Here is a 24,095-nt window from a genome sequence, read left to right as displayed (position 1 = left end):
GGGAACTCACAGACCTTGACCACACTCGAAAATACCATCGGTAATACGCCGCTGATTCAACTGCAGCGCCTGACGCCCATGAACGGCAGTGAAATCTGGCTCAAGCTGGAGGGGAATAATCCCGCCGGTTCGGTAAAAGATCGCGCCGCATTCTCGATGATTCACCACGCGGAGCTGCGCGGTGAAATTCACCCCGGTGATGTGCTGATTGAAGCCACCAGTGGCAATACCGGGATTGCGCTGGCGATGATCGCCGCGATGAAAGGTTACCGTTTAAAACTGCTGATGCCGGACAATATGAGCGTTGAACGCCAGGCGGCAATGCGTGCTTACGGGGCGGAATTAATTCTGGTGAGCCGCGAACAGGGGATGGAAGGCGCGCGTGATCTGGCGGATGCCATGGCGGCACGCGGTGAAGGCAAGGTGCTGGACCAGTTTAACAATCCGGATAACCCCCTCGGGCATTATCTCACCACCGGGCCGGAGATCTGGCAGCAGACGGCGGGGCGCTTAACTCACTTTGTGTCCAGCATGGGCACCACCGGCACCATTACCGGCGTGGGGCGTTATCTGAAAGAGCAGAGCCAGAGCGTACAGATCGTCGGCCTGCAACCTTCGGAAGGCAGCAGCATTCCGGGCATTCGCCGCTGGCCTGCCGCGTATCTGCCGGGAATTTTCCGTCCGGAGCTGGTGGATCAGGTTCTGGATATGTCGCAGCAGGAAGCCGAAGAGACGATGCGCCTGCTGGCAAAGCGTGAAGGGATATTCTGTGGTGTCAGTTCCGGCGGAGCCGTTGCCGGTGCAATACGTCTTGCCCACGTCCATCCTGGTAGCGTGATTGTGGCGATCGTCTGCGATCGCGGCGATCGCTATCTCTCCACCGGCGTTTACTGACCTGCCATTATTTCTTCGCAGCGGCCGAACCTTCTGCCGCTGCGCGCATCAAATCCTTCCTGACACTTCCCCCACCTTTGATTAGACTGTAAGGATTGGGTAAAAGCGGCTGCGAAGCCGTCGATAACAGGCGAAAATAGCGGCTGTATCATTGAGAGATCCCGTATGAAAATTTTACTGGTTGATGACGACCTTGAACTGGGCACCATGCTCAGTCAGTACCTGATTGCCGAAGGCTTTGATGCTTCACTGGTGTTAACGGGGAAAGCAGGTGTGGAAGGCGCGCTCTCCGGCGACTACAGCGCCATGATCCTCGATATTATGCTGCCTGATATGAGCGGTATCGATGTGCTGCGCCAGGTGCGTCAGAATGGCCGCCTGCCGGTGATTATGCTGACTGCCAAGGGCGACAACATCGACCGGGTGATTGGCCTGGAGATGGGTGCGGATGACTATATGCCGAAACCGTGCTACCCGCGTGAGCTGGTGGCGCGTCTGCGTGCGGTGCTGCGTCGCGTAGAAGAGCAGCCCGTGGTGCTGGAAAACAAAGAGGTGATTGGCTGGGGTGAGTTGACGCTTAACCCGGCAACGCGTATCAGCGAGTGGCAGAAAAAGCCGTTCGACCTGACCGCCTCAGAGTTCAACCTGTTGGATCTCCTGCTGCGCTCCCCCGATCGCGTGGTCTCAAAGGACGAGCTGTCGGAAAAAGGGCTGGGACGTCCGCGTGAAGCCTATGACCGCAGCGTGGATGTGCATATCAGCAATATCCGTCAGAAGCTGGCGGCACTGACGCAAGACACCATCAACATCGAGACGGTGCGCAGCATCGGTTACCGTATCCGATGAAATCCGGGTTCCGTGGTTTTCTGTTCTGGAAAATCCTGCTGGGCTTCTGGCTGACCTATATTGCGATTACCCAGCTGCTGTGGCTGGGTTTTAGTCTGTATGGCAAACATCATGAACCCCCGGAAAACATGGCCACTAAGCGTATCGTCAATTTGCAGATGACCTCTGCGGTGTCGGTGCTGCAACGCGGCGGGCTGGAAGCGTTGAACGACATGATGGTTGACTGGCCGCCTAACGATCGGCGTTTTTTCTCCGTGCGGCTGATGGATAAACCGCCACAGCAGGTGATGCCGCGCGATGAGTTAAACCGCGATCTTGCCCCTGGCGAATTCCCGAAAGAGGTGACGGAATGGGTCACCGGGGCTGACGGCCGCCAGTATCAGCTAAGGTATGATGTGGCAGGCCTGCGTGCTGACAGTACGATGGGCAGACGTCCGCACAGTATTCTCAATATGCCGGAGCCGCTATTTATTGTCGGCGGCATCTGCGGGTTGCTGTTCAGCCTGTTCCTGGCATGGAACCTGACGCGCCCGATGCGCCAGCTGCGTGCGGGATTTGGCCGCGTCTCGAAAGGCGATCTTTCGGTCCGTCTGTTCCCACAGATGCGCCGTCGCCACGATGAGTTTTCGGTTGTGGCACAGGACTTCGATGCGATGGTTGAGCGCCTGTCGGTGCTGGTCAAAGCGCGTGAGGAGCTGCTGCACGATGTCTCTCACGAACTGCGTTCGCCACTGGCACGCTTGCAGCTGGCAACCGGGCTGGCAAGGCAGACGCCGGAAAGTGTTAATGCTTCGCTCGATCGTATTGATGAAGAGGCGCGTCGTCTGGATAAAATGATTGGTGAACTGCTGACGTTGTCGCGTGCAGAACATCAGAGCCTGCCCGATGAGCAGTATTTTGATCTACTGGGGTTACTGAACGCCGTCACCAACGATGCGCGCTATGAAGCGCAGATCCCCGGCGTCGAGATTCTGTTGAATGCGGATGAGCAACAGGATTATACGGTCAAAGGGGATGCGAACCTGATCCGCTCGGCCGTCGAAAATGTGGTGCGCAACGCGCTGCGTTTTTCCCTGCACGGCCAGCAGGTGATCATTAGCCTGCACAAGGAACATGACTGGCTGGTGATTAGCGTCCGCGATCATGGACCCGGTGTGGAGGCTGACAAGCTTTCGAGTATTTTTGACCCCTTTGTACGTGTCAATTCACCCTTATCAGGTAAAGGCTATGGGCTTGGGCTGTCAATTGTGCGTAAAGTGGTGACTGCCCATCAAGGGGAAGTTAGTGCGGTGAACGCCCGTGATGGCGGACTGGAACTCACTATTCGTTTGCCGCATTGGGTGGTTTAGCCACGGCTATCAGCACCATTTTTTTATTTCGTTGAGGTAAGACATGAGCGGTGTGGCCAGCGCCAGACAGCAGGAAGTACAGCGCATCGTCGATTCTCTGTCGATGGCTATCGCGCAGCATCGATTAAAGCCCGGTATGCGGCTGGTAGAAGCACAAATCGTTGACGTGCTGTCAGCCAATCGCAATCACGTGCAGGCGGCCTTACAGAGGCTGGCGTTGCAGCATATCGTCACGATTGCCCCGAATCGCGGAGCGAAGGTCGCACAGCCCGAAGCTCGTGAGGCGCGGGAAGTGTTTATCGCCCGCCGGGCGATTGAACATGCCGTACTGGCCGGGATCAGCATCGGGAAAATGGCACTGCATTATGATGAGATAGAAGCTCATTTACAGGCGGGGGAAGAGGCTGCTGCCCGTGAAGACCGCCGCGATATTATCCGTGAGCTGAGCCAGTTTCATTTGCTGCTGGCGAAAATTAGTGATAATCAGGTATTGAGTGAGATGCTCTCTACTCTGATGGTGCGTAGCTCGCTGATTGTCGCGTTATATCAGCGTAATGACACACCGGATTGCCAGTGCCGGGAACACCGCGGGGTGATTACTGCTCTGCGGGCAGGGGAGGTGGAGCGAGCGCAGATCATTATGGATGAACATCTTCACCATATTGAGCAGCAACTGGAGCTGGACGATGTTCCAATACCGTCTCTCAACCTGCGAGATGCGTTGCTGAGCAGTTGGTAATTTCCCCATAAAAAAAGCCCCCGGACCGAAATCAGGGGGCTTATCGACGATGACCGCTGTTACTTCCTGATGCGGATAACCGGGGTTTCACCCACGACAACGTTACCCGTCAGCTTAACCAGCTCTTTGATCTCATCCATATTCGAGATCACCACTGGGGTCAGCGTTGATTTTGCTTTTTCTTCCAGCAGCGCCAGATCAAACTCGATCACCACGTCGCCTTTTTTAACTTTCTGACCTTCTTCAGCGATGCGTTTGAAGCCTTCGCCTTTCAGTTCAACCGTATCAATTCCGAAGTGGACAAACAGCTCGATGCCGTTGTCTGATTCGATGGAAAAAGCATGATTGGTTTCGAAGATTTTACCGATGGTGCCATCGACCGGCGCAACCATTTTATTGCCAGTAGGTTTGATAGCGATACCGTCGCCAACAATCTTCTCCGCAAACACCACGTCTGGAACGTCTTCGATATTGACGATTTCACCCGACAGAGGTGCTACGATCTCGATGGCACCTGATGCGGAATCAGACTTATCGCCAAAAAGTTTTGAAAACAAACCCATGTTCTTCTCCTAAGCAGTAATATTGGGCCAGCGTGTCCAGGTCTCAGCAGAGTGTTTTTTCTTCAATGAACTTGTTGACCAGGTTCATCAACTCGTCCGCTGTAGGTTGAGCCAGAGCCTGCTCTGCCAATGCCTTCGCATCTTCAAAATTCGTATTACGAATAATTTTCTTAATGCGTGGAATAGAAATGGCACTCATGCTGAATTCGTCCAGCCCCATTCCCAATAACAGTAGTGTAGCACGTTCGTCGCCTGCCAGCTCACCACACATGCCAGTCCATTTACCTTCGGCATGAGAAGCATCAATAACCTGCTTAATCAGCGTCAGAACAGAAGGAGACATTGGGTTGTAGAGATGGGAGATCAGGTCGTTACCACGATCCACTGCCAGAGTATACTGCGTCAGGTCGTTTGTCCCAATACTGAAGAAATCGACTTCTTTTGCCAGATGATGAGCAATGACGGCTGAAGCAGGTGTTTCCACCATAATACCCACTTCAATACTTTCGTCGAAGGCTTTGCCTTCTTCGCGCAGCTGAGCTTTCAGGGTTTCCAGTTCAGCTTTCAGGAAGCGAACTTCCTCAACGGCGATGATCATGGGGAACATGATACGCAGTTTGCCAAACGCAGAGGCACGCAGGATAGCGCGCAGCTGAGCATGCAGAATTTCAGGACGGTCCATCGCGATGCGAATCGCACGCCAGCCGAGGAAAGGGTTGTCTTCTTTCGGCAGGTTCATGTACGGCAGGTCTTTATCACCACCGATGTCCATGGTACGTACAATCACAGCCTGAGCACCGACGGCTTCAGCAACGGCTTTATACGCCTGGAACTGTTCGTCTTCCGTTGGCAGTGATTCACGGTCCATAAACAGGAATTCGGTGCGGTACAGGCCAACACCTTCTGCGCCATTACGTTCAGCACCCGCGACATCACGCACAGTACCGATGTTAGCGCACACTTCTACCTGATGGCCATCAAGCGTAATTGCCGGCAGATCTTTCAGTTTCGCCAGCTCAGTTTTCTCGCTGAGATACTGATGTGCTACGGCTTTCAGCTCTTCGATTTTTTCAGATGTCGGGTTAACGTACACCTGATTGTTGACGCCATCGAGGATCAGGAAATCGTCATTTTTAACCTGGCTGGTCACATTACCGGTGCCGACGATAGCGGGAAGTTCCAGAGAACGCGCCATGATCGAGGTGTGTGACGTGCGGCCACCGATATCGGTGATAAAGCCCAGCACTTTGTTCAGGTTGAGCTGTGCGGTTTCTGACGGAGTCAGATCTTTCGCGATCAGCAGCACTTCTTCATTGATGGCGCTAAGGTCAACGATATGCAAGCCAAGAATGTTTTGCAGCAGGCGTTTACCGATGTCACGAACGTCGGCAGCACGCTCTTTCAGATACTCGTCATCGAGCTCTTCCAGCGCTTTCGCCTGGCCTTCAATCACAGAAAAGGCAGCAGCATCCGCAGTGGCGTGCTCGTCTTTAATCAGGGCGATGATTTCTTGCTCAAGTTCTTCATCTTCGAGCAGCATGATGTGCCCTTCGAAGATCGCTTCTTTCTCTTCACCGAAGGTTTCCCCGGCTTTGATTTTGATCGCTTCCAGCTGCACGGCAGCTTTTTTACGACCATCAAGAAAACGTTGAATTTCCTGGTCGACCTGGTCGGCAGAAATCTTTTTCCGGTTGATGATAATCTCATCTTCTTTCAGCAGAAGCGCCTTGCCGAAAGCGATACCCGGTGATGCTAAAATGCCTGAAATCATAACCCTACCTTTTCTTTCTCTGATAATCATCTGAGGCGGAGAACCGCGGATGACTGCACATCGGTTAATCCACTCAGCGAGCCAGATGGAGTACACAATCCGTTTCGTCAGTTTTGGGTAACTTTACGGAAACAATATCGCGAACGTACTGTTCGCGATCAATATTGCATAACTCTGTCTGGAAACACTTCGCTATCGAAGCTGAAAGCGAACGGATTACTCCAGTTCTGCCATCAGTTTAACCAGGTGCTCAACGGCTTTCTGCTCATCTTCGCCTTCAGCTGACAGGGTAACCACGGTGCCCTGAGTCAGACCCAGAGTCTGTAACTTGAACAGGCTTTTCGCGCTGGCAGATTTACCGTTAGAGGTCACGGTGATTTCTGAAGCGAAAGCTTTAGCTTCTTTAACGAACTGAGCTGCTGGACGAGTGTGCAGGCCGTTTGGTGCGGTGATGGTAACTTCTTGCTGGAACATTATGTTTCCCCAACTTAATTTGGTTTGGTGTTGTTGATCTAAAGTCTAGCCTGGTGGCTGAACTTTAGCCTGTAGTGAGTCGCGCTGGCATGGTACAAAGACTGGCCAAAAAATGCGCTGGTAAGGTGGAGTGAAGAGTGAGAAAGAACGTGGTGTTTCCCAGTACTTATCCATTTACCATTATGCCGCTATTTCGCTTTGTGCGCCAAACCAGTAAATCGATTCAGCTTGATCCAGTTCACGCGGCGATTAATTTTACGGATCGAAATAATTGGCAGCTTAAATACCAGACACTGGTGGGTAAAATCAATCTACAGGGTGGTAAAAGTTTGACGCACTCCACAAAAAAGCACCCGATCGGGTGCTTTTTCAGACAATATCGCCTTTCTGGCACTACTGTTGCAGTTCTTTCTCAGTAAAGAGATCGGCAAACAGCGCAGTTGACAGGTAGCGTTCGCCAGAAGAGGGCAGAATCACCACGATATTTTTGTTGGCGAAAGCTTCATCTTCCTGCAGTTTCAGCGCAGCAGCAACGGCCGCACCGGAAGAGATACCTGCCAGAATGCCTTCCTCTTCCATCAGGAGGCGTGCCGTCGAAATAGCTTCCTCGTTGGAGATGGATACCACGCGGTCAACCAGATTCAGATCGAGGTTACCCGGAATGAAACCGGCACCGATACCCTGAATTTTGTGGGGACCTGGTTTAATCTCTTCACCTGCGATGGCCTGAGCAATGACCGGCGAGTCCACAGGCTCAACGGCGACGGTAATCAGCTCTTTTTTACCTTTGGTGTTTTTAATGTAGCGGCTGACGCCAGTCAGCGTACCGCCGGTGCCGACGCCGGCAATAAACACGTCAACTTCGCCATCGGTGTCTTCCCAGATTTCCGGGCCGGTGGTCTTTTCATGAATTTCCGGGTTAGCCGGGTTGCTGAACTGCTGTAACAGAACAAATTTGTCCGGATCGGCCGCGACAATCTCTTCCGCTTTGCTGATGGCACCTTTCATGCCTTTCGCGCCTTCGGTCAGCACCAGATTCGCACCCAGCGCTTTCAGCAGTTTACGGCGCTCAACGCTCATGGTTTCCGGCATGGTCAGCGTCAGTTTGTAACCGCGTGCAGCGGCAACATACGCCAGGGCAATACCGGTATTACCACTGGTTGGCTCAACCAATTCGATGCCTGGCTTCAGAATTCCGCGTTTTTCTGCGTCCCAAATCATATTGGCACCGATACGGCATTTGACACTGAAGCTAGGGTTACGCGACTCTACTTTTGCCAGAATGCGTCCATTACCGATGCGGTTCAGTCGAACCAGCGGCGTATGACCGATTGTTAACGAGTTGTCTTCATAGATCTTACTCATAGCCCGTCCTTAACTGTATGAAATATTGGGAACGCTTAGAGCATACCTTGTTCATTTAGCCAGTGAAGTGATGAAATCGAATATAGATATGTTCTGCAGAAATAAGCCCTACAGAAATGGCATAAGCAGCCTGTTTTGCTTAAACCTCCCCGGTGGGCAAGGCCGACCACGCCTGTCAGTCGGCCCGTGATGATCTATCGGTTCAGCGCCAGATGCGGACGATATTTATCCACCCACATGGCGGTGGCCCCACAGACCGCTACCGGCATAATCACCAGATTCAGTAGTGGGATCATGGTGAATAAACTCACCAGTGCCCCGAACTGCATATTCTCCGTTTTATTCTGCCGCAGCGCGGAACGCATCTGGCGGAAGCTCACTTTGTGATTATCGAAGGGAAAATCGCAGTACTGAATAGACAGCATCCACGCGCTGAACAGGAACCACAATACCGGGGCGGCGGTCTGACCGAATACCGGCACAAAATAAAGCAAAAACAGCACCAGGGCGCGGGGCAGGTAATAAGCCAGTTTTTGCCATTCGCGCTTCATGATACGCGGCAGGTCTTTCACCAGTCCGCTCCAGCCATTATCGGGCAACGGCTTGCCGGTCAGACGGCCTTCCAATTGTTCGGCAAGCAGGCCGCAGAAAGGCGCGGCAATCCAATTGGCAAGGGTGGAGAAAAAGTAACTAAAGACTAAAATAATCGACAGGACCATGAGCGGCCAGAGCAAATAGCTTAACCACTGCAACCAACTGGGGATCATCGCCATCAATTCTGGGATCCAGTGGCCGAGACGGCCAAACAACCAGACGAAAGCGCCCCCCATTAACAGGATGTTGACCAGCAGTGGAAGAATGACGAAACGACGGATACCCGGGAGAAGGATCAGCTTCCATCCCTGGGCAAAATAGTGGACGCCACTGTGTGTCGGATCAGAATTGTGAGGTGACATGTACTGCTTTTCTCCTTTGAATGGGCAGGCGAAGGTTATCATAACTCAGCTTTTTTCCCTTTACAGAGGGACTTTGAGCGAAAAATCAGCAAAAAAGCGGCCTCAGACTGGGATATTTGTCAGAAAATACTGCACAGACTTGCACTTGTGTACCTGGGCAAATACAGTTAGAGGATAAAGTTTGCCGCGGTGGCAAGGTATTGGAACAACAGAGAATACAATGATGCAGGATTTGCGTCTGATATTAATCGTTGTTGGCGCGATCGCCATAATAGCGCTTCTCCTTCACGGCCTGTGGACCAGCCGTAAAGAGCGCTCATCCGTTTTTCGTGATCGCCCACACAAACGTTTAAAGCAGGATAGAGAAGAAGCGTTCGAGGACGAAGATGAGAGCGTGGGCGAAGTGCGTGTACAACGCAGCCAGCCTGAGCCATCGGAGCCTTCCCTGAGTGGCTTTAATGCCGGGGATGAGCCGCCGCGTCAACCCAAACCTCGCCCGCAGCCTGAACCGGTTCGTCATCAGCCGGTGGTGGATGAACAACCTGAATCCGATCCGCTGTTCGGTGGTGCGCTGCAGCATGCCCCTGAACCCGAACGGGAAGCCGCTGAACCTCTGCGTCAGCCTGAGCCGATCCGTCAGGTCGCGCCTGCTGTTCCAGTGCAACCTCAGCCTGAACCCGAGGCCGTGCCGCCATCAGCCGCAGAGATTGCCGAAGCGAAGCGCGAAGAAGCACGTCGGAAAGAGACGGTGCTGGTGCTGCATGTTTCTGCCCACGCGGGTGGCAGCATCAACGGTGAAGCCCTGTTACAGGGTGTGCTGCAAGCCGGTTTCCAGTTTGGTGAAATGAATATCTTCCATCGTCATCTGAACCCGGCGGGCAGCGGCCCGGTCCTGTTCAGTCTGGCGAATATGGTAAAACCGGGGTCGTTTAATCCAGACAACATGTCTGATTTCACCACGCCGGGCGTGTCGATCTTTATGATGGTGCCGTCCTACGGCGATGCGCATCAGAACTTTAAGCTGATGCTGCAATCTGCCCAGCGTATCGCCGACGATGTCGGTGGGGTTGTACTGGATGATGAACGCCGCATGATGACACCGCAAAAGCTGGAAACGTATAAAGCACGCATTCGCGATGTGATTGACGCTAACAGCAACTAATTTTATCTTTATCCGCAATCTCTTCCTGAACCCCCGGTCTCCGGGGGTTTTTTATCTCTGATGGTGCCGCTATGGAATCCGTACAAAACAAAATCACCCATTTGCGAACCCTGCTTCGCCACCATGAACATCAGTATCACGTACTGGATGCACCGGAAGTGCCGGATGCGGAGTACGATCGCCTGATGGGTGAACTGCGTGAGCTGGAAACGGCTCATCCGGAGCTGATAACCGCTGATTCACCCACCCAGCGCGTTGGCGCTGCACCGCTGGCGGCTTTTGATCAGGTGCGCCACGAAGTGCCGATGTTGTCGCTGGATAATGCTTTCGATGAAGAGAGCTACCTGGCATTCGATAAGCGTGTGAAAGATCGTCTGAAAAACAGCGATGACATCACCTTCTGCTGTGAGCTGAAACTGGATGGGCTGGCGGTCAGCCTGCTGTATGAAAACGGTGAGCTGGTGCGTGCAGCAACGCGTGGCGATGGCACCACGGGTGAAAATATCACGGCTAACGTGCGCACCATTCGCGCCATCCCGTTGCGTCTCAGCGGTGACAATATTCCGGCGCGCATGGAAGTGCGCGGTGAAGTGTTTATGCCGCTGGCCGGTTTTGAAAAAATGAACGACGAAGCGCGCCGTACCGGGAGTAAGGTCTTTGCTAACCCGCGTAACGCTGCTGCGGGCTCTTTGCGTCAGCTTGACCCGCGTATTACCGCCAAACGCCCGCTGACGTTCTTCTGTTACGGCCTCGGGCTGCTGGAAGGGGGCGAGATGCCGCGTAGCCATTGGGGGCGCCTGCAACAGTTTAAAGCCTGGGGTTTACCGGTCAGCGACCGCGTGCGCCTGTGCCATAACGCCGATGAAGTGCTGACCTTTTACCGTGAAGTAGAAACCGCTCGCCCAACGCTGGGTTTTGATATTGATGGCGTGGTGATCAAAGTGGATTCGCTGGATCGCCAGGAACAGCTGGGCTTTGTTGCCCGCGCACCCCGCTGGGCGATCGCCTTTAAATTCCCCGCTCAGGAGCAGATGACGGTCGTGCGTGACGTTGAGTTCCAGGTGGGGCGTACCGGGGCGATTACCCCGGTAGCCCGACTGGAGCCGGTGCTGGTGGCCGGGGTTATCGTCAGCAATGCCACGTTGCACAACGCTGACGAGATTGAACGGCTGGGGCTGAAGATCGGCGATCGCGTGGTGATCCGCCGCGCGGGTGATGTGATCCCGAAAGTGGTCAGCGTGGTCGATCACGCGGAAGATGCCCGTGACGTAGTGTTTCCTGGCCAATGTCCGGTCTGTGGTTCCGACGTTGAGCGCGTGGAGGGCGAGGTGGTTGCTCGCTGCACGGGCGGCCTGATCTGTGGCGCACAGCGCAAAGGCGCGTTAAAACACTTTGTCTCGCGTCGGGCACTGGATATCGACGGAATGGGCGAAAAGATTATCGACCAGTTGGTGGATAAAGAGTACGTCCTGAACCCGGCCGACCTGTTCGATCTGACGGCGGGTAAACTGACCGGGCTGGATCGTATGGGGCCGAAATCGGCACAGAATGTGGTAGATGCGCTGGCGAAAGCGAAGCAGACCACCTTTGCCCGCTTCCTGTATGCCCTGGGCATCAGTGAAGTCGGTGAGGCGACGGCGGCTAACCTGGCAGCGCATTTTGGTACGCTGGAGGCGCTGATGGCGGCGGATCTGGAGGCATTGATTGCCGTGCCGGATGTCGGCAAAGTGGTGGCCAGCCACGTGCGGAACTTCCTGGATGAAGAGAGTAACCGTGAAGTGATCCGCCTGCTGGTGGAGAAAGCCGGTATAAGCTGGCCTGACGTTGTGGTCGTGAAAGCGGAAGAGATCGATAGCCCATTTGCCGGGAAAACCGTGGTACTGACCGGTTCACTGACCGTTCTTTCGCGTGATGAAGCCAAAGACCGCCTGGCGGCGCTCGGCGCGAAAGTGAGTGGCAGCGTGTCGAAGAAAACGGATCTGGTGATCGCCGGAGAGGCCGCAGGCTCCAAGCTGGTTAAAGCGCAGGAACTGGGTATCCCGGTGATCGACGAAGCGGAAATGATACGTTTACTGGGTGAATGACATGGAAAAACAGCACCTGATTGAGATTGCCAATACCGAAATGCCGTTTGGCAAATACAAAGGCCGGGCGTTGATTGACCTGCCGGAAGAGTATTTGCTGTGGTTTGCCCGCAAAGATGAGTTTCCTCAGGGCCACCTGGGGGAGCTGATGCAGATCACGCTGGCCATCAAAATAGAAGGGCTGGAAGGTCTGGTGAAACCGCTAAAACGGGGCCACCAGGCCCCGTAATCTCACTTATTTCTGCGACTCCATCACCGCGGGTTTCGAACGGCTCGCCTTATGCTGCGCAGCCAGTTTTTCGCCTGCTTTTTTGTAGCGCTGGGCCAGCATTGAACACACCATTAACTGCACCTGATGGAAGATCATCAGCGGCAGCACGATAATCCCTACGGCGGCCGACGGGAACAGAATATTGGCCATTGGTACGCCGTTTGCCAGGCTCTTTTTCGACCCGCAGAACAGAATGGTAATCTCATCCGCACGGTTAAAGCCAAACAGTCGCGCGGCCGCCAGGTTAATCGCCAGCACCACGAACAACAGACCCAGGCTACCCACCACAATCCACACCAGCGTCATCACGCCGACACGGTGCCAGATGCCGTTCACTACCGCTTCACTGAAGGCCGAGTAAACCACCAACAGGATTGAAGCCTGATCGGTTTTGCCAATCAGACCACGATTTCTTTCCACCCAGTCAGCAATCCAGCGACGGGAAAGATGCCCGACAACAAACGGTACCAGCAGTTGCAGCATGATTTTACCAATCTGCTCCAGGCTGCCGCCCACGGCATCACTGTGGACATTCATCAACAGGCTGACCAGCACGGGTGAAATAAAGACCCCAAGCAGGCTCGATGCCGAGGCGCTACACACCGCAGCGGCTACGTTACCGCCCGCCAGTGAGGTCAGGGCGATGGATGACTGCACCGTGGCAGGCAAAATAGACAGGTAAAGGAACCCGGTATAAATCTCTGTGCTGAGATTCAACGGATGCCACCAGACAAACAGCATGCCCAGTGCCGGGAACAGCACAAAGGTGCTGAACATCACCCACAGATGCAGGCGCCAGTGGCCGCCGCCCGCAATAATTTTCTCCCGCGACAGCTTGGCGCCATGCATAAAGAACAGCAGGGCGATGGCTGCCGTTGTCAGCCATTCAAAAAAATCGACAAAATGACCGCGCGCAGGCAGAAATGACGCCAGCAGCACGGTGATAATCAGTTTCAACATCAGTGGATCGATACGAAAAATACCCATTGTTAATGCCTGGTTAAAAAATCATGCGGCTATTGTGCGCTGGCAGGGTTTAGAAATAAAATTGATTTATTGAATTCATATATGAGCCGAATCGATGAATTACACATTACGCCAGCTGCGGGTGTTCGTTGCCGTTGCCCAGCAGGGGAGTTTCAGCCAGGCGGGCCAGCTGATTGGCCTTAGCCAGTCGGCGGTGAGCCACAGTATTAAAGAGCTGGAAAGTGAAATGGGTATCCGTCTGCTTGATCGCACAACGCGGGAGGTTCTGCTGACGGAAGCCGGAGAGCAGCTCGCCAGCCGCCTTGAGCGGCTGCTGGAGGAGCTGAATACCACGCTGCTGGATGTGCGCAGCTATGGGCAACAGCGCAGCGGTACGGTGCGTGTGGCGGCCAGTCAGACCATTTCTGCGCATCTGATGCCGCAGTGTCTGGCGGCGGGGCAGTTGCATTACCCGGAAATCAAAGTGATGTTGCGCGATCGCCCGCAACAATGGGTGCTGCAAAGCATCCGCAATGCGGAAGTGGATTTTGGCATTGTGGTCGGGCCGCTACAGGCGGATGACCTTGAGTGCGAAGCGATTCTGGATGAGCCGTTTCTGCTACTGTGCAGGCAGGACGATCCGCTGGCACAGCAGGAGACAATCCACTGGCATATGCTCAATCAGCGCACGCTGGTATTGCAGGACTATGCGTCTGGCAGTCGCGTGCTGATTGATGAAGCGCTGCGTGTGCAGCAGGTGCAGGCTGAGATTGCTCAGGAGATAGGCCATCCGGCCACGCTGTATCCGATGGTAGAAGCCGGGATCGGCATCAGTATTCTTCCGGCACTGGCGCTGCCATTACCACAGGGCAGGCCGCTGCTGGTGCGTCGGATTGTGCCAGAGATCAACCGCACCATTATGCTGGTCAGGCGTAAAAACCGCTCGCTGACGCCCGCCGCAGAAGCCATATGGCAGGAAGTGCGTCAGCAGGCAGAGCTGCTGACGCAACAGCGTGCTAGCGCATCGCCATTTTAGATATAGACATTCAGCTTATTATTTTCAGTTGGGCGGTTAACCCCGTCAGCGATTTTGCTGCTACCGCTGTCTGCTGCTTTACTCTCTTGCTGTTTTTCAGCGGCCTTCTCAGCCTCCTGTTGCTGAATTTGCGCAATCTGTGACTGAAGCAGCGCAATCTGGCTTTCAATCAACTGCTGTTGCTCAGACTTCTGTTCGGTTGTGAGGGTCGTGTCACCGCTTAAATTTTTAAGCTGTTCCTGTAACTTCACAATTTGCTTATAAATGCTTGCCGTTTGTGACACTGAACCGCCACCACTTGAGCTGCCCGATACGCTGGAACTGGTATTGATGGTTGTCATTTCTGTCTCCTTTGTATTTAACCAATACGGGTTATCGGACCGAAGCGCTGAGGACTTGAGGCAATAAAGCGTAAAAGGAGTGATAAGAAAGTGAAAGGAAAACCAGAAGGGTAAATCGCAGACAGCAAAAAGGCGCCTTTAGGGCGCCTTCTTACATTGGTGGGTCGTGCAGGATATGCCTCGCATCATATTGATGCTCGCCCTGCGGGTGATGATGGCGCATCAGCACAAAATTGCAGTGCAATTTTGTCGAACCTGCTGCAGGTTCTCATCCTGCACGTTAAGCTTCACCGCACAGAAACGAAAAAAGCGCCTGTTAGGCGCTTTTCTCTGAATTGGTGGGTCGTGCAGGATTCGAACCTGCGACCAATTGATTAAAAGTCAACTGCTCTACCAACTGAGCTAACGACCCGATATGGTGGGTGATGACGGGCTCGAACCGCCGACCCCCTCCGTGTAAAGGAGATGCTCTACCAACTGAGCTAATCACCCATATCGTTACTGCTTACCGAGAATTCACCGAGATATGGTGGGTGATGACGGGCTCGAACCGCCGACCCCCTCCGTGTAAAGGAGATGCTCTACCAACTGAGCTAATCACCCACATCTCAAATCTCTGGGTACTGCTTACTACGCGGGCATCATTCATATCATGAATGGTGGGTGATGACGGGCTCGAACCGCCGACCCCCTCCGTGTAAAGGAGATGCTCTACCAACTGAGCTAATCACCCCCGCTGTGTGGAGTCGCATTATAGGGATACGCGGAAATGAGTCAACGCTTTTTCAGCGTAAAATGTGTGTTCGTCGTAAAAATAATCAGGATGTTCTCATTTCAGGCAAAAACAGTGGCTTGCTGAGCACCATGGGGGCGAATCCCTGGCTGCAAACAGGGATTCGCGTTGAGGATTCGCCCGCAGGTGATAGAATGTGGCCCACGAAAAAATTGTTCTGACTCTGGCCAAAGCCTCCGCGTAATAAGGCATTCATTAATGAAAATCAAAACCCGCTTCGCTCCCAGCCCAACTGGTTACCTGCATGTTGGCGGCGCTCGTACCGCACTTTACTCCTGGCTGTTTGCCCGCAATCACGGCGGTGAGTTTGTGCTGCGTATCGAAGATACCGACCTGGAGCGTTCAACTCAGCAGGCGATCGATGCCATTATGGATGGCATGAACTGGCTGAATCTCGACTGGGATGAAGGCCCGTACTACCAGACCAAACGTTTTGACCGCTATAACGCGGTGATTGATCAGATGCTGGAAGCAGGCAGCGCTTATAAGTGCTACTGCTCGAAAGAACGTCTGGAAGCGCTGCGTGAAAACCAGATGGCTAACAACGAGAAGCCACGTTATGACGGCCGCTGCCGCGACAGCCATGAGCATCACGCCGATGATGAACCTTGCGTGGTGCGTTTCCGCAACCCGCAGGAAGGCTCTGTGATCTTTGACGATCAGATCCGTGGTCCCATCGAGTTCAGCAACCAGGAACTCGACGATCTGATTATTCGTCGTACCGACGGTGCACCAACGTACAATTTCTGCGTCGTGATCGATGACTGGGACATGGAAATTACCCACGTTATCCGTGGTGAAGATCATATCAACAACACCCCGCGCCAGATCAACATCCTGAAAGCCATTGGTGCACAGGTGCCGGTTTACGCGCACGTTTCTATGATCCTGGGTGATGACGGCAAGAAGCTGTCTAAGCGCCACGGTGCAGTGGGTGTGATGCAGTATCGTGATGACGGCTACTTGCCGGAGGCCCTGCTTAACTATCTGGTGCGCCTGGGCTGGTCTCATGGCGATCAGGAGATCTTCACGATTGATGAGATGAAGTCGCTGTTTGACCTTGATGTGGTCAGCAAATCTGCCAGCGCCTTTAATACTGAAAAGCTGATGTGGCTGAATCATCACTATATCAACACCCTGGCACCGGAATACGTTGCGACCCATCTGCAATGGCATATCGAGCAGGAAAACATCGATACCCGCACCGGTCCTGAGCTGGCTCAACTGGTTACCCTGCTGGGTGAGCGTTGTAAGACGCTGAAAGAGATGGCCGCATCATGTCGTTACTTCTATGAAGAATTTGACGAATTTGATGCCGATGCAGCGAAGAAACACCTGCGCCCGGTCGCGCGTCAGCCGCTGGAAGTGGTGCGTGACAAGCTGGCTGCCATTACCGACTGGACGGCTGAAAATGTCCATCACGCCATTCAGGCGACGGCTGATGAGCTGGAAGTCGGTATGGGTAAAGTCGGTATGCCGTTACGCGTAGCGGTTACAGGAGCAGGGCAGTCGCCTGCGCTTGATGTGACCGTGCATGCTATTGGGCGTTCGCGCAGTGTGGCACGCATTGAAAAAGCGCTGGCGTTTATCGCCACCCGCGAAGCCTGACAGACAGCATAAAAAAACCCCGGCTTGTTGCCGGGGTTTTTAATCAGTCATTAATGCCCAGTCGTTGCAAAATCCCCTGAATACCCTCGCGCAGCAGCATGGCTGCCAGTTTGTCCTGTTCTTCACCGCTCAATTGCTGCAGAGAAGTGATTAACAGTGAAGGAAGCGAATTTTGATTTACACGATATTGAGCATTCGGTTCTGCTGCATGACGTGTGGATTTAAGAAAGACTTTCACGCGTTCATCAATATGAATCATGCGCGCTTTCCCACCTTGAACGCCGGGTTTCGGTGCGGTCGTCCAGTTTTCTTTCTTAACCCACTTATTGATAGTCTGTCTGCTAAAACCTGTTTGCTGTGCCAGTTCTTCCGGCGTTAACCAATCCTTTTTCACGCTCTTGTCCCTTTTGCCGAATAAAAGTCATAAGCATCTTACAACAATTCATCACGTGAACAACTAACACAAATTACTAACCTTGGCAGGGCAAAGTGTAAAAAAGTGGTGCTGGATCGAGAAATATCCCCTAAAACAGCAGGGGATACTCATATTAGCGGGAAACAGAGCTTTCAGGTTGTGGGGCGCGGTAAGCGACAAAATAGGCCAGGCCGACAAAAATAGCGCCACCAACCGCATTGCCAAGAAACACCGCAACAAAGTTAGGCAGGTATTCGGCCCAGCTCAGGTAGCCCGCGAAAATGGCAGCAGGAACGATAAACATATTGGCGACCACGTGCTGGAAGCCAATGGCAACGAACGCCATGATCGGGAACCACATCCCGAAGATTTTGCCCACCACATCTTTACTGGCAAACGCAATCCAGGTGGCAAGACACACCAGCCAGTTACATCCGACACCAGAAATAAAGGCGTGCAGGAAATCGGCATTCACTTTCGCGCTGGCAACGGCGACCGTTTTCTTCAGGTAATCCCCTTCCGTCATTCCCAGCATATGGCCGAAGAACCAGGCGATGGTGACGCTGCCAATAAAGTTAGCGAGGGTGACCCAGAACCAGTTACGCATGACACTCAGCGCAGAAATCTGGCGGGCAAACCATGCAACGGGCAGCAGCATCATATTCCCTGTCAGCAGTTCTCCGCCCGCCAGCACGGTCAGGATAATCCCTACCGGGAAAACCGCGGCGCCCAGCAGCGTGCCAAATGAACCCCAGCCAACGGGCAGTTGGGTGACGACGTGAATATAGAGAAGAAAACCAAAGGCGATAAAAGAACCGGCGAGAAAACCCAGGATCAATAAAGAGGAAATCGGGGTACGACTTTTGATCACGCCTGCCTGAACGACGACAGCCGAAATCTCTTTTGGAGTGTGCAAGGACATAATAGCTCTGGTGTTGTGAGTTGCTGGTAAAGTGCCAGATTTCGCCGCTCTCTGAAAATAGGTGATCATCCGTCACGGAGTAGGCCTGGCATTCAAAATCCGGCGCAGTCTTGCATGGTCAATTAACAAAAACAAGTAGCTTTTAGGCTCATTATTAACGTGTGATTAACACAATACACGGCCGTCAGCGTGCATCAGGCAACAGGTGTGATAAAAACAGAGGGTTAGCGCTTTTCGGGGCGCTTTGACGGCTTTTTCAGCGATCGATCTCAGATTGTTATTTTGCCGTTGACACCAACCCCACTGTTTCATATTATCCCCGCCGTCAACACGACAGAGTTTTTCGGCTTGGGGGTATAGCTCAGCTGGGAGAGCGCTTGCATGGCATGCAAGAGGTCAGCGGTTCGATCCCGCTTATCTCCACCACATCTTCACCAGCAGATGGGGTGGCACCGAAAAACGCAGAGTTTAGTAGTGGGGGTATAGCTCAGCTGGGAGAGCGCTTGCATGGCATGCAAGAGGTCAGCGGTTCGATCCCGCTTATCTCCACCAAATTCTCAATACATTCGATGATGTCCCCATAATCTGCTTCGGCGGATTTTTTTTCGTTTCTATTTCCCCCCTCCGAATATTTTTTCAGCGACAGGATCGTTGATGGTCACTCCTGGGCTTTGTTTAAGCGTCTGTGAGGCGAATGAGGCGTGGGAAGGCTTAGCGTAGACGGAAAGGCAGGGGAGGGAAGAAAGCGGGGCCAGAGGCCCCGCCAGGTGATTACAGCACCAGACCGGCAATGGATGCCGACAGCACACTCACCAGCGTTGAGCCGTACAGCAGTTTCAGACCGAAGCGGGATACCACGTTACCCTGTTCTTCATGCAGCCCTTTGATCGCCCCGGCAACGATACCGATAGACGAGAAGTTAGCAAAGGAGACCAGGAACACGGACAGGATGCCTTCCGCGCGTGGTGACAGTGTGGAGGCAATCTTCTGCAAATCCATCATTGCCACGAACTCGTTAGACACCAGTTTGGTGGCCATGATGCTACCGACCTGCAACGCTTCATTGCTCGGCACGCCCATCACCCAGGCAAACGGGAAGAACACGTAGCCGAGGATACCCTGGAAGCTGATACCGAAAATGGTATCAAACAGGGCGTTGATGGCAGAGATCAGGGCGATAAAGCCGATCAGCATCGCAGCAACAATCACCGCCACTTTGAAACCGGCCAAAATGTACTCGCCCAGCATTTCAAAGAAGCTCTGGCCTTCATGGGTGTTACCCAGTTTCAGGTCTTCTTCACTGTCCACGCGGTACGGGTTAATCAGCGACAGCACAATAAAGGTACTGAACATATTCAGTACTAGCGCGGCCACCACATACTTCGGCTGAAGCATGGTCATGTACGCACCCACAATTGACATCGACACCGTGGACATCGCGGTGGCGGCCATGGTGTACATGCGGCGCTCTGACATCTTGCCGAGGATATCTTTATAGGCAATAAAGTTTTCTGACTGTCCCAAAATCAGTGAACTTACGGCGTTGAAAGATTCCAGTTTACCCATGCCGTTGACCTTCGACAGCACGGTACCGATGGCGCGGATGATGATGGGCAGGATGCGGAAATGCTGCAAAATACCGATCAGCGCAGAGATAAACACGATAGGGCAGAGGACGTTGAGCCAGAAGAAGGCCAGGCCTTTATCACTCATATTGCCAAAGACGAAGTTGGTCCCTTCCGCCGCGTACTTCAGCAATTTTTCGAACATATCGGAGAAACCTTTAACGAACCCGAGGCCCGCTTCAGAGTTCAGGAAGAACCAGGCCAGCAGAACTTCGATCACTAAAAGCTGTACAACAAAACGGATACGGATGTTTTTACGATCGCGGCTGACCAACAAGGCCAACAGGGCGACCATCGCCAGTGCCAAAGCAAAGTGCAGAATGCGGGACATATTTGCTCCAAATTAGAGGGCTGTTATATTTCGTTGCACATTCTATGTAACAAGAACCGGAAAAACGAGATCTATACCGCAATATAACAATTCCCTATTGCATCAGATTTCAGAAAAGCTTGAGCCGTCACATGTTTTCAACGGATTTGAACCCATTACGTTACGTTCAGGCACTTTAATGCTCGATTCTCTAATGCTTTGCAACACTCTTTTGCTGAAAAAATGACCCCTTTGCTGGCAAGTGATTTCCGAATACCCTACAGTGAAAATGGTTGCTGATTTTTTGGCTATGCCGTAATTTATTCCAAAGTATAGCCAGTGCTATACTTCATAGTTCTGGCTATCACTGTAATCAGAATAACCGTTCTAAATGCACTTGATAATCATTATCAAATAAAGGCACTATCGTTGCCGGGTGAATCGTCTCAGGGGTAACAACTATGTTCGGAAGCCGCACTGCGGAGCAGAACATTCGCAGTAGTCGTAAAATCAAATTTGCCTTAATGGGGCCAGCCTTTATTGCGGCAATTGGCTACATTGACCCCGGCAACTTCGCAACCAATATCCAGGCAGGGGCTTCCTACGGCTATACCCTGCTGTGGGTGGTGGTGTGGGCGAATATTATGGCGATGGTCATTCAGCTGATGTCAGCCAAGCTGGGCATCGCCACGGGCAAAAACCTGGCCGAGCATATCCGCGACCGCTTCCCCCGTCCCGCCGTCTGGTTTTACTGGGTACAGGCAGAAATTATCGCAATGGCGACCGATCTTGCAGAATTTATTGGTGCGGCGATCGGTTTCAAACTGGTGTTCGGCGTCAGTTTGTTACAGGGTGCGATGCTCACCGGGGTCGCCACCTTTCTGATCCTGATGCTGCAAAGTCGCGGCCAGAAGCCACTGGAGCTGGTGATTGGCGGGCTGCTGCTGTTTGTTGCTGCGGCTTATGTGATCGAGCTGTTCTTCTCTCAGCCCAAAGTGGTCGATTTGCTCCAGGGAATGGCCGTGCCTTCACTGCCCACGGCGGATGCTGTATTGCTGGCGGCAGGCGTTCTGGGGGCGACAATTATGCCTCATGTCATTTATCTGCACTCGTCGCTGACGCAAAAAGGCGATGGCGCCACGCGGAGTGAGCGTTACGCGTCCACCAAGCTGGATGTGGCGATTGCGATGACAATTGCGGGTTTTGTTAACCTGGCGATGATGGCAACGGCGGCGGCGACGTTTCACTTTAGCGGTCACAGCGGTATTGCTGACCTTGACCAGGCGTACCTGACCCTTGACCCGCTGCTGGGTAAAGCCGCCGCCATGGTGTTCGGTCTGAGCCTGCTGGCTGCCGGTTTATCATCTACGGTGGTGGGGACCATGGCGGGTCAGGTGGTGATGCAGGGCTTCATCCGCTTCCATATTCCCCTGCTGGTGCGCCGCGTGGTCACCATGCTGCCTTCCTTTATCGTGATTATGGCGGGCTGGGAGCCAACACGCATTCTGGTGATGAGTCAGGTGCTGTTAAGCTTTGGTATTGCGCTGGCGCTGGTGCCGCTGCTGGCCTTTACCGGCAATCGTGAGCTGATGGGCGATATGGTGAACTCGCGACTGATGCAAAATGTCGGCCGCGCCATTGTGGCCGTGGTGGTGGTGCTGAATGGTTATCTGCTTATCGCGATGGCGATAAATCTGTAAGTTACCCGTCATACTTCAAGCTGCAGATGCGTTGGCTGCACCCATTCACCCCAGTCACATAGTTGGCTATGCTCCTGGGGACTCACGGGCTTGCCGCCTTCCTGCAGCTCGAATTATTTAGGCTAACTACAGGCATCTGTTTTTAGCCCCCAAGATGATCATTCTTTACCAGCGGTCGTGGCGGTCATGATGACGTCGCTCTTTCTCATGATGACGTCGCTCATTCTCATGATGGCGCCATTCGCGGCGACGATCGTGGTCGCGCCAGCGACGTTCCCGCTCCCACTCCTGATGACGGCGCATTTCTTCATGACGGCGCCACTGCTCGTGTCGCCACCAGCGGCCCTCATCGTAGCGATAATTATTACGCCACCAGTGATTGTCGCGCCAGCGGCCGCCATCCCAGTAACGTCCACGATCGTCGCGATCGCCTAAATGCAGTGTAATGCCAGGCGCCAGTGTAATACGGGCGCTGTCGGCGTGAGCTGTGTGCATCGCCAACGGGGATAAACTTGCCAGCAACGTGGCAACAAGCAATAAGCGTTTCATATTATCTCCTTTATCAGTGGTCTGACTTCCCCACCGTAGGAGCACAATATAAACACTTCATCGCCGTTACGCCTGGCGAACTCTGAAAAAACAGGGAACAGGTTGATTTGGGATTTATCTGGAGGGAGCAGAGGCGGGGTTAACGGTAAGGGCCGATCTTTTTATTGATCGGCCCTGATAGCGGGCGTACTGAAATATTAACCGAGAATCGTTTCTATCTCAGCCAGTTCATCGGCGCTAAAGCGACGGTTACCCAGCATCTGCACCGCATCATCAATCTGACTGGTTTTACTGGCACCGATCAGCACCGAGGTGACCCGGTCGCCGCGCAACACCCAGGCCAGCGCCATCTGCGACAGTTTCTGCCCACGGCGCTGCGCCAGCGCATTCAGACGCTGAACTTTATCCATCTTCTCTGGCGTCAGTTGATCACCACTCAGGAAGCGACTGCCGCTGGCGGCACGGGAATCCTCAGGGATACCGTTAAGATAGCGGTCGGTCAGCATGCCACCGGCCAGCGGTGAGAAGGCGATGCTGCCAACCCCCTGTTCTGCCAGCACATCCAGCAGTCCTGTTTCCGGGGCGCGTTCAAACATCGAATACTTCGGCTGATGGATCAGGCAAGGGGTTCCGAGTGCTTTCAGCAGGGTGATCGCCTGCGCTGCTAACTCTGCCGGGTAGTTAGATAACCCAACGTACAGTGCCTTACCCTGGCGTACCAGATGGTCAAGGGCGGTCATGGTCTCTTCCAGCGGTGTTTCCGGGTCCGGGCGGTGATGATAGAAAATATCCACGTACTCCACGCCCATACGTTTCAGGCTCTGGTCGAGGCTGGAAATCAGATACTTGCGCGATCCCCAGTCGCCGTAAGGGCCATCCCACATGGTGTAACCGGCTTTGCTGGAAAGCACCAGTTCATCACGCAAGGCGCGGAAATCCTCACGCAGGATGCGGCCAAAATTTTCTTCAGCCGAACCCGGAGGGGGGCCATAGTTATTGGCCAGATCGAAATGAGTGATACCGTTATCAAAAGCATGACGCAGCAGGTCACGACTGTTATCTACGCGGGTACTGTCACCAAAGTTATGCCACAAACCGAGGGAGATGGCCGGGAGCTTCAGGCCGCTGCGCCCGCAGCGGTGATAAGTCATTGTCTCGTACCGCTGGGCATCTGCTTGATAAACCATGAATAAATCCTGTTGTTAAAACGTTGGGGTCGTTGAACAGCATAGTAGTGTATACGGTTACACTGAATGAAATCGGGCGGCGGATCGCAACTTAAGGATAATTCCTGGCCCGTAACGATCTGTTGCCATTTCACCCGGCATCTTTCCGATAACAGAATGAAAATAATCA

23 protein-coding genes and 6 tRNA genes are annotated in these 24,095 nt (G+C 53.4%); 13 read left to right on the top strand and 16 right to left on the bottom strand.

Going from position 1 to position 24,095, the window contains the following annotated elements; translation table 11 throughout:
- The first annotated feature begins 15 nt into the window (after positions 1–15).
- The 4 genes from cysM to LJN55_RS16865 all read left to right on the top strand — a co-directional run bounded on the left by cysM (position 16) and on the right by LJN55_RS16865 (position 3,828).
- Entirely contained in the window at positions 16–894 is an 879-nt protein-coding gene (gene cysM, locus LJN55_RS16880) for a cysteine synthase CysM (RefSeq protein WP_133845949.1), read from the top strand.
- Positions 895–1,059: 165 nt separating this feature from the next.
- Positions 1,060–1,740, top strand: a complete 681-nt coding sequence (locus tag LJN55_RS16875) for a response regulator transcription factor (protein ID WP_133845950.1) — start codon at positions 1,060–1,062, stop codon at positions 1,738–1,740.
- Positions 1,737–3,089 (top strand): ATP-binding protein, encoded by a 1,353-nt coding sequence (locus LJN55_RS16870; protein WP_133845951.1) that lies wholly within the window; start codon positions 1,737–1,739, stop codon positions 3,087–3,089. Before LJN55_RS16875 ends, LJN55_RS16870 begins: the two co-directional genes overlap by 4 nt.
- 43 nt (positions 3,090–3,132) lie before the next feature.
- Positions 3,133–3,828: a GntR family transcriptional regulator gene (locus LJN55_RS16865; protein WP_133845952.1), complete on the top strand. Its 696-nt coding sequence runs from the start codon at positions 3,133–3,135 to the stop codon at positions 3,826–3,828.
- A 59-nt stretch (positions 3,829–3,887) separates the two neighbouring features.
- Here the strand turns inward: LJN55_RS16865 and crr are convergent, their stop codons facing one another.
- The 3 genes from crr to ptsH form a co-directional block, all read right to left on the bottom strand.
- A complete protein-coding gene (crr, locus tag LJN55_RS16860; RefSeq protein ID WP_133845953.1) occupies positions 3,888–4,391 on the bottom strand; it encodes a PTS glucose transporter subunit IIA in 504 nt (167 codons plus the stop codon).
- Between the two features lie 43 nt (positions 4,392–4,434).
- Positions 4,435–6,162: a phosphoenolpyruvate-protein phosphotransferase PtsI gene (gene ptsI / locus LJN55_RS16855; RefSeq protein WP_133845954.1), complete on the bottom strand. Its 1,728-nt coding sequence runs from the start codon at positions 6,160–6,162 to the stop codon at positions 4,435–4,437.
- A 216-nt stretch (positions 6,163–6,378) separates the two neighbouring features.
- Positions 6,379–6,636, bottom strand: a complete 258-nt coding sequence (gene ptsH, locus LJN55_RS16850; RefSeq protein WP_034916267.1) for a phosphocarrier protein Hpr — start codon at positions 6,634–6,636, stop codon at positions 6,379–6,381.
- A 137-nt stretch (positions 6,637–6,773) separates the two neighbouring features.
- Between ptsH and LJN55_RS16845 the strand changes: the two genes are divergently transcribed.
- The gene (locus tag LJN55_RS16845; RefSeq protein ID WP_159336158.1) at positions 6,774–7,055 is read left to right on the top strand and encodes a hypothetical protein; all 282 of its coding nucleotides are present in this window, start codon (positions 6,774–6,776) and stop codon (positions 7,053–7,055) included.
- Here LJN55_RS16845 and cysK read toward each other — a convergent pair.
- Positions 7,030–8,001 (bottom strand): cysteine synthase A, encoded by a 972-nt coding sequence (gene cysK, locus LJN55_RS16840; protein ID WP_133845955.1) that lies wholly within the window; start codon positions 7,999–8,001, stop codon positions 7,030–7,032. The genes LJN55_RS16845 and cysK overlap by 26 nt on opposite strands.
- 194 nt (positions 8,002–8,195) lie before the next feature.
- Positions 8,196–8,957, bottom strand: coding sequence for a sulfate transporter CysZ (cysZ, locus tag LJN55_RS16835; RefSeq protein ID WP_227534907.1), 762 nt, complete (start codon positions 8,955–8,957; stop codon positions 8,196–8,198).
- 220 nt (positions 8,958–9,177) lie between these two features.
- Here cysZ and zipA point away from each other — a divergent pair, with 220 nt between their 5' ends.
- The 3 genes from zipA to LJN55_RS16820 all read left to right on the top strand — a co-directional run bounded on the left by zipA (position 9,178) and on the right by LJN55_RS16820 (position 12,432).
- Positions 9,178–10,119 (top strand): cell division protein ZipA, encoded by a 942-nt coding sequence (gene zipA / locus LJN55_RS16830; protein ID WP_227534906.1) that lies wholly within the window; start codon positions 9,178–9,180, stop codon positions 10,117–10,119.
- A gap of 71 nt (positions 10,120–10,190) precedes the next feature.
- Entirely contained in the window at positions 10,191–12,203 is a 2,013-nt protein-coding gene (gene ligA / locus LJN55_RS16825; protein WP_227534905.1) for an NAD-dependent DNA ligase LigA, read from the top strand.
- A gap of 1 nt (position 12,204) precedes the next feature.
- Entirely contained in the window at positions 12,205–12,432 is a 228-nt protein-coding gene (locus tag LJN55_RS16820; RefSeq protein ID WP_133845959.1) for a DUF3820 family protein, read from the top strand.
- 6 nt (positions 12,433–12,438) lie between these two features.
- On the opposite strand, the gene LJN55_RS16815 is transcribed toward LJN55_RS16820, so the two are convergent.
- Positions 12,439–13,461: a bile acid:sodium symporter family protein gene (locus LJN55_RS16815; RefSeq protein WP_227534904.1), complete on the bottom strand. Its 1,023-nt coding sequence runs from the start codon at positions 13,459–13,461 to the stop codon at positions 12,439–12,441.
- Between the two features lie 94 nt (positions 13,462–13,555).
- Here LJN55_RS16815 and LJN55_RS16810 point away from each other — a divergent pair, with 94 nt between their 5' ends.
- On the top strand, positions 13,556–14,476 hold the full coding sequence (locus LJN55_RS16810) for a LysR family transcriptional regulator (protein ID WP_133845961.1): 921 nt from the start codon (positions 13,556–13,558) through the stop codon (positions 14,474–14,476).
- Here the strand turns inward: LJN55_RS16810 and LJN55_RS16805 are convergent.
- The 5 genes from LJN55_RS16805 to LJN55_RS16785 form a co-directional block, all read right to left on the bottom strand.
- On the bottom strand, positions 14,473–14,817 hold the full coding sequence (locus LJN55_RS16805) for a FlxA-like family protein (protein WP_171148996.1): 345 nt from the start codon (positions 14,815–14,817) through the stop codon (positions 14,473–14,475). The genes LJN55_RS16810 and LJN55_RS16805 overlap by 4 nt on opposite strands.
- Before the next feature lie 336 nt (positions 14,818–15,153).
- Positions 15,154–15,229: transfer RNA gene (locus LJN55_RS16800), tRNA-Lys, on the bottom strand.
- Between the two features lie 4 nt (positions 15,230–15,233).
- A tRNA-Val gene (locus LJN55_RS16795) sits at positions 15,234–15,309 on the bottom strand.
- Between the two features lie 35 nt (positions 15,310–15,344).
- Positions 15,345–15,420: transfer RNA gene (locus LJN55_RS16790), tRNA-Val, on the bottom strand.
- Positions 15,421–15,474: 54 nt separating this feature from the next.
- A tRNA-Val gene (locus tag LJN55_RS16785) sits at positions 15,475–15,550 on the bottom strand.
- A 258-nt stretch (positions 15,551–15,808) separates the two neighbouring features.
- On the opposite strand from LJN55_RS16785, the gene gltX reads away from it, so the two are divergent.
- Complete coding sequence (gene gltX / locus LJN55_RS16780; protein ID WP_227534903.1) at positions 15,809–17,218, top strand: glutamate--tRNA ligase; 1,410 nt, start codon at positions 15,809–15,811, stop codon at positions 17,216–17,218.
- 43 nt (positions 17,219–17,261) lie between these two features.
- On the opposite strand, the gene LJN55_RS16775 is transcribed toward gltX, so the two are convergent.
- The gene (locus LJN55_RS16775; protein WP_133841218.1) at positions 17,262–17,612 is read right to left on the bottom strand and encodes a YfeC-like transcriptional regulator; all 351 of its coding nucleotides are present in this window, start codon (positions 17,610–17,612) and stop codon (positions 17,262–17,264) included.
- 154 nt (positions 17,613–17,766) lie between these two features.
- On the bottom strand, positions 17,767–18,555 hold the full coding sequence (locus LJN55_RS16770; RefSeq protein WP_133841219.1) for a formate/nitrite transporter family protein: 789 nt from the start codon (positions 18,553–18,555) through the stop codon (positions 17,767–17,769).
- Positions 18,556–18,905: 350 nt separating this feature from the next.
- Between LJN55_RS16770 and LJN55_RS16765 the strand changes: the two genes are divergently transcribed.
- Positions 18,906–18,981: transfer RNA gene (locus LJN55_RS16765), tRNA-Ala, on the top strand.
- Positions 18,982–19,031: 50 nt separating this feature from the next.
- Positions 19,032–19,107 (top strand) — tRNA-Ala (locus tag LJN55_RS16760).
- A gap of 219 nt (positions 19,108–19,326) precedes the next feature.
- Here the strand turns inward: LJN55_RS16760 and LJN55_RS16755 are convergent.
- On the bottom strand, positions 19,327–20,511 hold the full coding sequence (locus LJN55_RS16755) for a NupC/NupG family nucleoside CNT transporter (protein WP_133841220.1): 1,185 nt from the start codon (positions 20,509–20,511) through the stop codon (positions 19,327–19,329).
- Positions 20,512–20,951: 440 nt separating this feature from the next.
- Here LJN55_RS16755 and LJN55_RS16750 point away from each other — a divergent pair, with 440 nt between their 5' ends.
- On the top strand, positions 20,952–22,190 hold the full coding sequence (locus LJN55_RS16750) for an Nramp family divalent metal transporter (RefSeq protein ID WP_227534902.1): 1,239 nt from the start codon (positions 20,952–20,954) through the stop codon (positions 22,188–22,190).
- A 165-nt stretch (positions 22,191–22,355) separates the two neighbouring features.
- Here the strand turns inward: LJN55_RS16750 and LJN55_RS16745 are convergent, their stop codons facing one another.
- A complete protein-coding gene (locus tag LJN55_RS16745) occupies positions 22,356–22,739 on the bottom strand; it encodes a DUF2502 domain-containing protein (protein WP_212813149.1) in 384 nt (127 codons plus the stop codon).
- Positions 22,740–22,936: 197 nt separating this feature from the next.
- Positions 22,937–23,926, bottom strand: coding sequence for an L-glyceraldehyde 3-phosphate reductase (mgrA, locus tag LJN55_RS16740; RefSeq protein WP_133841223.1), 990 nt, complete (start codon positions 23,924–23,926; stop codon positions 22,937–22,939).
- Between the last annotated feature and the right edge of the window lie 169 nt (positions 23,927–24,095).

The sequence above is a fragment of the Erwinia rhapontici genome, assembly GCF_020683125.1.
Classification (GTDB): Bacteria; Pseudomonadota; Gammaproteobacteria; order Enterobacterales; family Enterobacteriaceae; genus Erwinia; species Erwinia rhapontici.
This window is presented reverse-complemented; position numbering and strand designations above follow the sequence as displayed.

Coding starts and splice junctions, on each gene's coding strand:
- LJN55_RS16810 (WP_133845961.1), top strand. CDS start 13,556: ATGAATTACACATTACGCCAGCTGCGGGTGTTCGTTGCCGTTGCCCAG.
- LJN55_RS16750 (WP_227534902.1), top strand. CDS start 20,952: ATGTTCGGAAGCCGCACTGCGGAGCAGAACATTCGCAGTAGTCGTAAA.
- cysK (WP_133845955.1), bottom strand. CDS start 8,001: ATGAGTAAGATCTATGAAGACAACTCGTTAACAATCGGTCATACGCCG.
- LJN55_RS16870 (WP_133845951.1), top strand. CDS start 1,737: ATGAAATCCGGGTTCCGTGGTTTTCTGTTCTGGAAAATCCTGCTGGGC.
- mgrA (WP_133841223.1), bottom strand. CDS start 23,926: ATGGTTTATCAAGCAGATGCCCAGCGGTACGAGACAATGACTTATCAC.
- LJN55_RS16805 (WP_171148996.1), bottom strand. CDS start 14,817: ATGACAACCATCAATACCAGTTCCAGCGTATCGGGCAGCTCAAGTGGT.
- LJN55_RS16755 (WP_133841220.1), bottom strand. CDS start 20,511: ATGTCCCGCATTCTGCACTTTGCTTTGGCACTGGCGATGGTCGCCCTG.
- crr (WP_133845953.1), bottom strand. CDS start 4,391: ATGGGTTTGTTTTCAAAACTTTTTGGCGATAAGTCTGATTCCGCATCA.
- LJN55_RS16815 (WP_227534904.1), bottom strand. CDS start 13,461: ATGGGTATTTTTCGTATCGATCCACTGATGTTGAAACTGATTATCACC.
- LJN55_RS16770 (WP_133841219.1), bottom strand. CDS start 18,555: ATGTCCTTGCACACTCCAAAAGAGATTTCGGCTGTCGTCGTTCAGGCA.
- ptsH (WP_034916267.1), bottom strand. CDS start 6,636: ATGTTCCAGCAAGAAGTTACCATCACCGCACCAAACGGCCTGCACACT.
- ptsI (WP_133845954.1), bottom strand. CDS start 6,162: ATGATTTCAGGCATTTTAGCATCACCGGGTATCGCTTTCGGCAAGGCG.
- LJN55_RS16875 (WP_133845950.1), top strand. CDS start 1,060: ATGAAAATTTTACTGGTTGATGACGACCTTGAACTGGGCACCATGCTC.
- LJN55_RS16745 (WP_212813149.1), bottom strand. CDS start 22,739: ATGAAACGCTTATTGCTTGTTGCCACGTTGCTGGCAAGTTTATCCCCG.
- LJN55_RS16865 (WP_133845952.1), top strand. CDS start 3,133: ATGAGCGGTGTGGCCAGCGCCAGACAGCAGGAAGTACAGCGCATCGTC.
- ligA (WP_227534905.1), top strand. CDS start 10,191: ATGGAATCCGTACAAAACAAAATCACCCATTTGCGAACCCTGCTTCGC.
- LJN55_RS16820 (WP_133845959.1), top strand. CDS start 12,205: ATGGAAAAACAGCACCTGATTGAGATTGCCAATACCGAAATGCCGTTT.
- cysZ (WP_227534907.1), bottom strand. CDS start 8,957: ATGTCACCTCACAATTCTGATCCGACACACAGTGGCGTCCACTATTTT.
- gltX (WP_227534903.1), top strand. CDS start 15,809: ATGAAAATCAAAACCCGCTTCGCTCCCAGCCCAACTGGTTACCTGCAT.
- zipA (WP_227534906.1), top strand. CDS start 9,178: ATGATGCAGGATTTGCGTCTGATATTAATCGTTGTTGGCGCGATCGCC.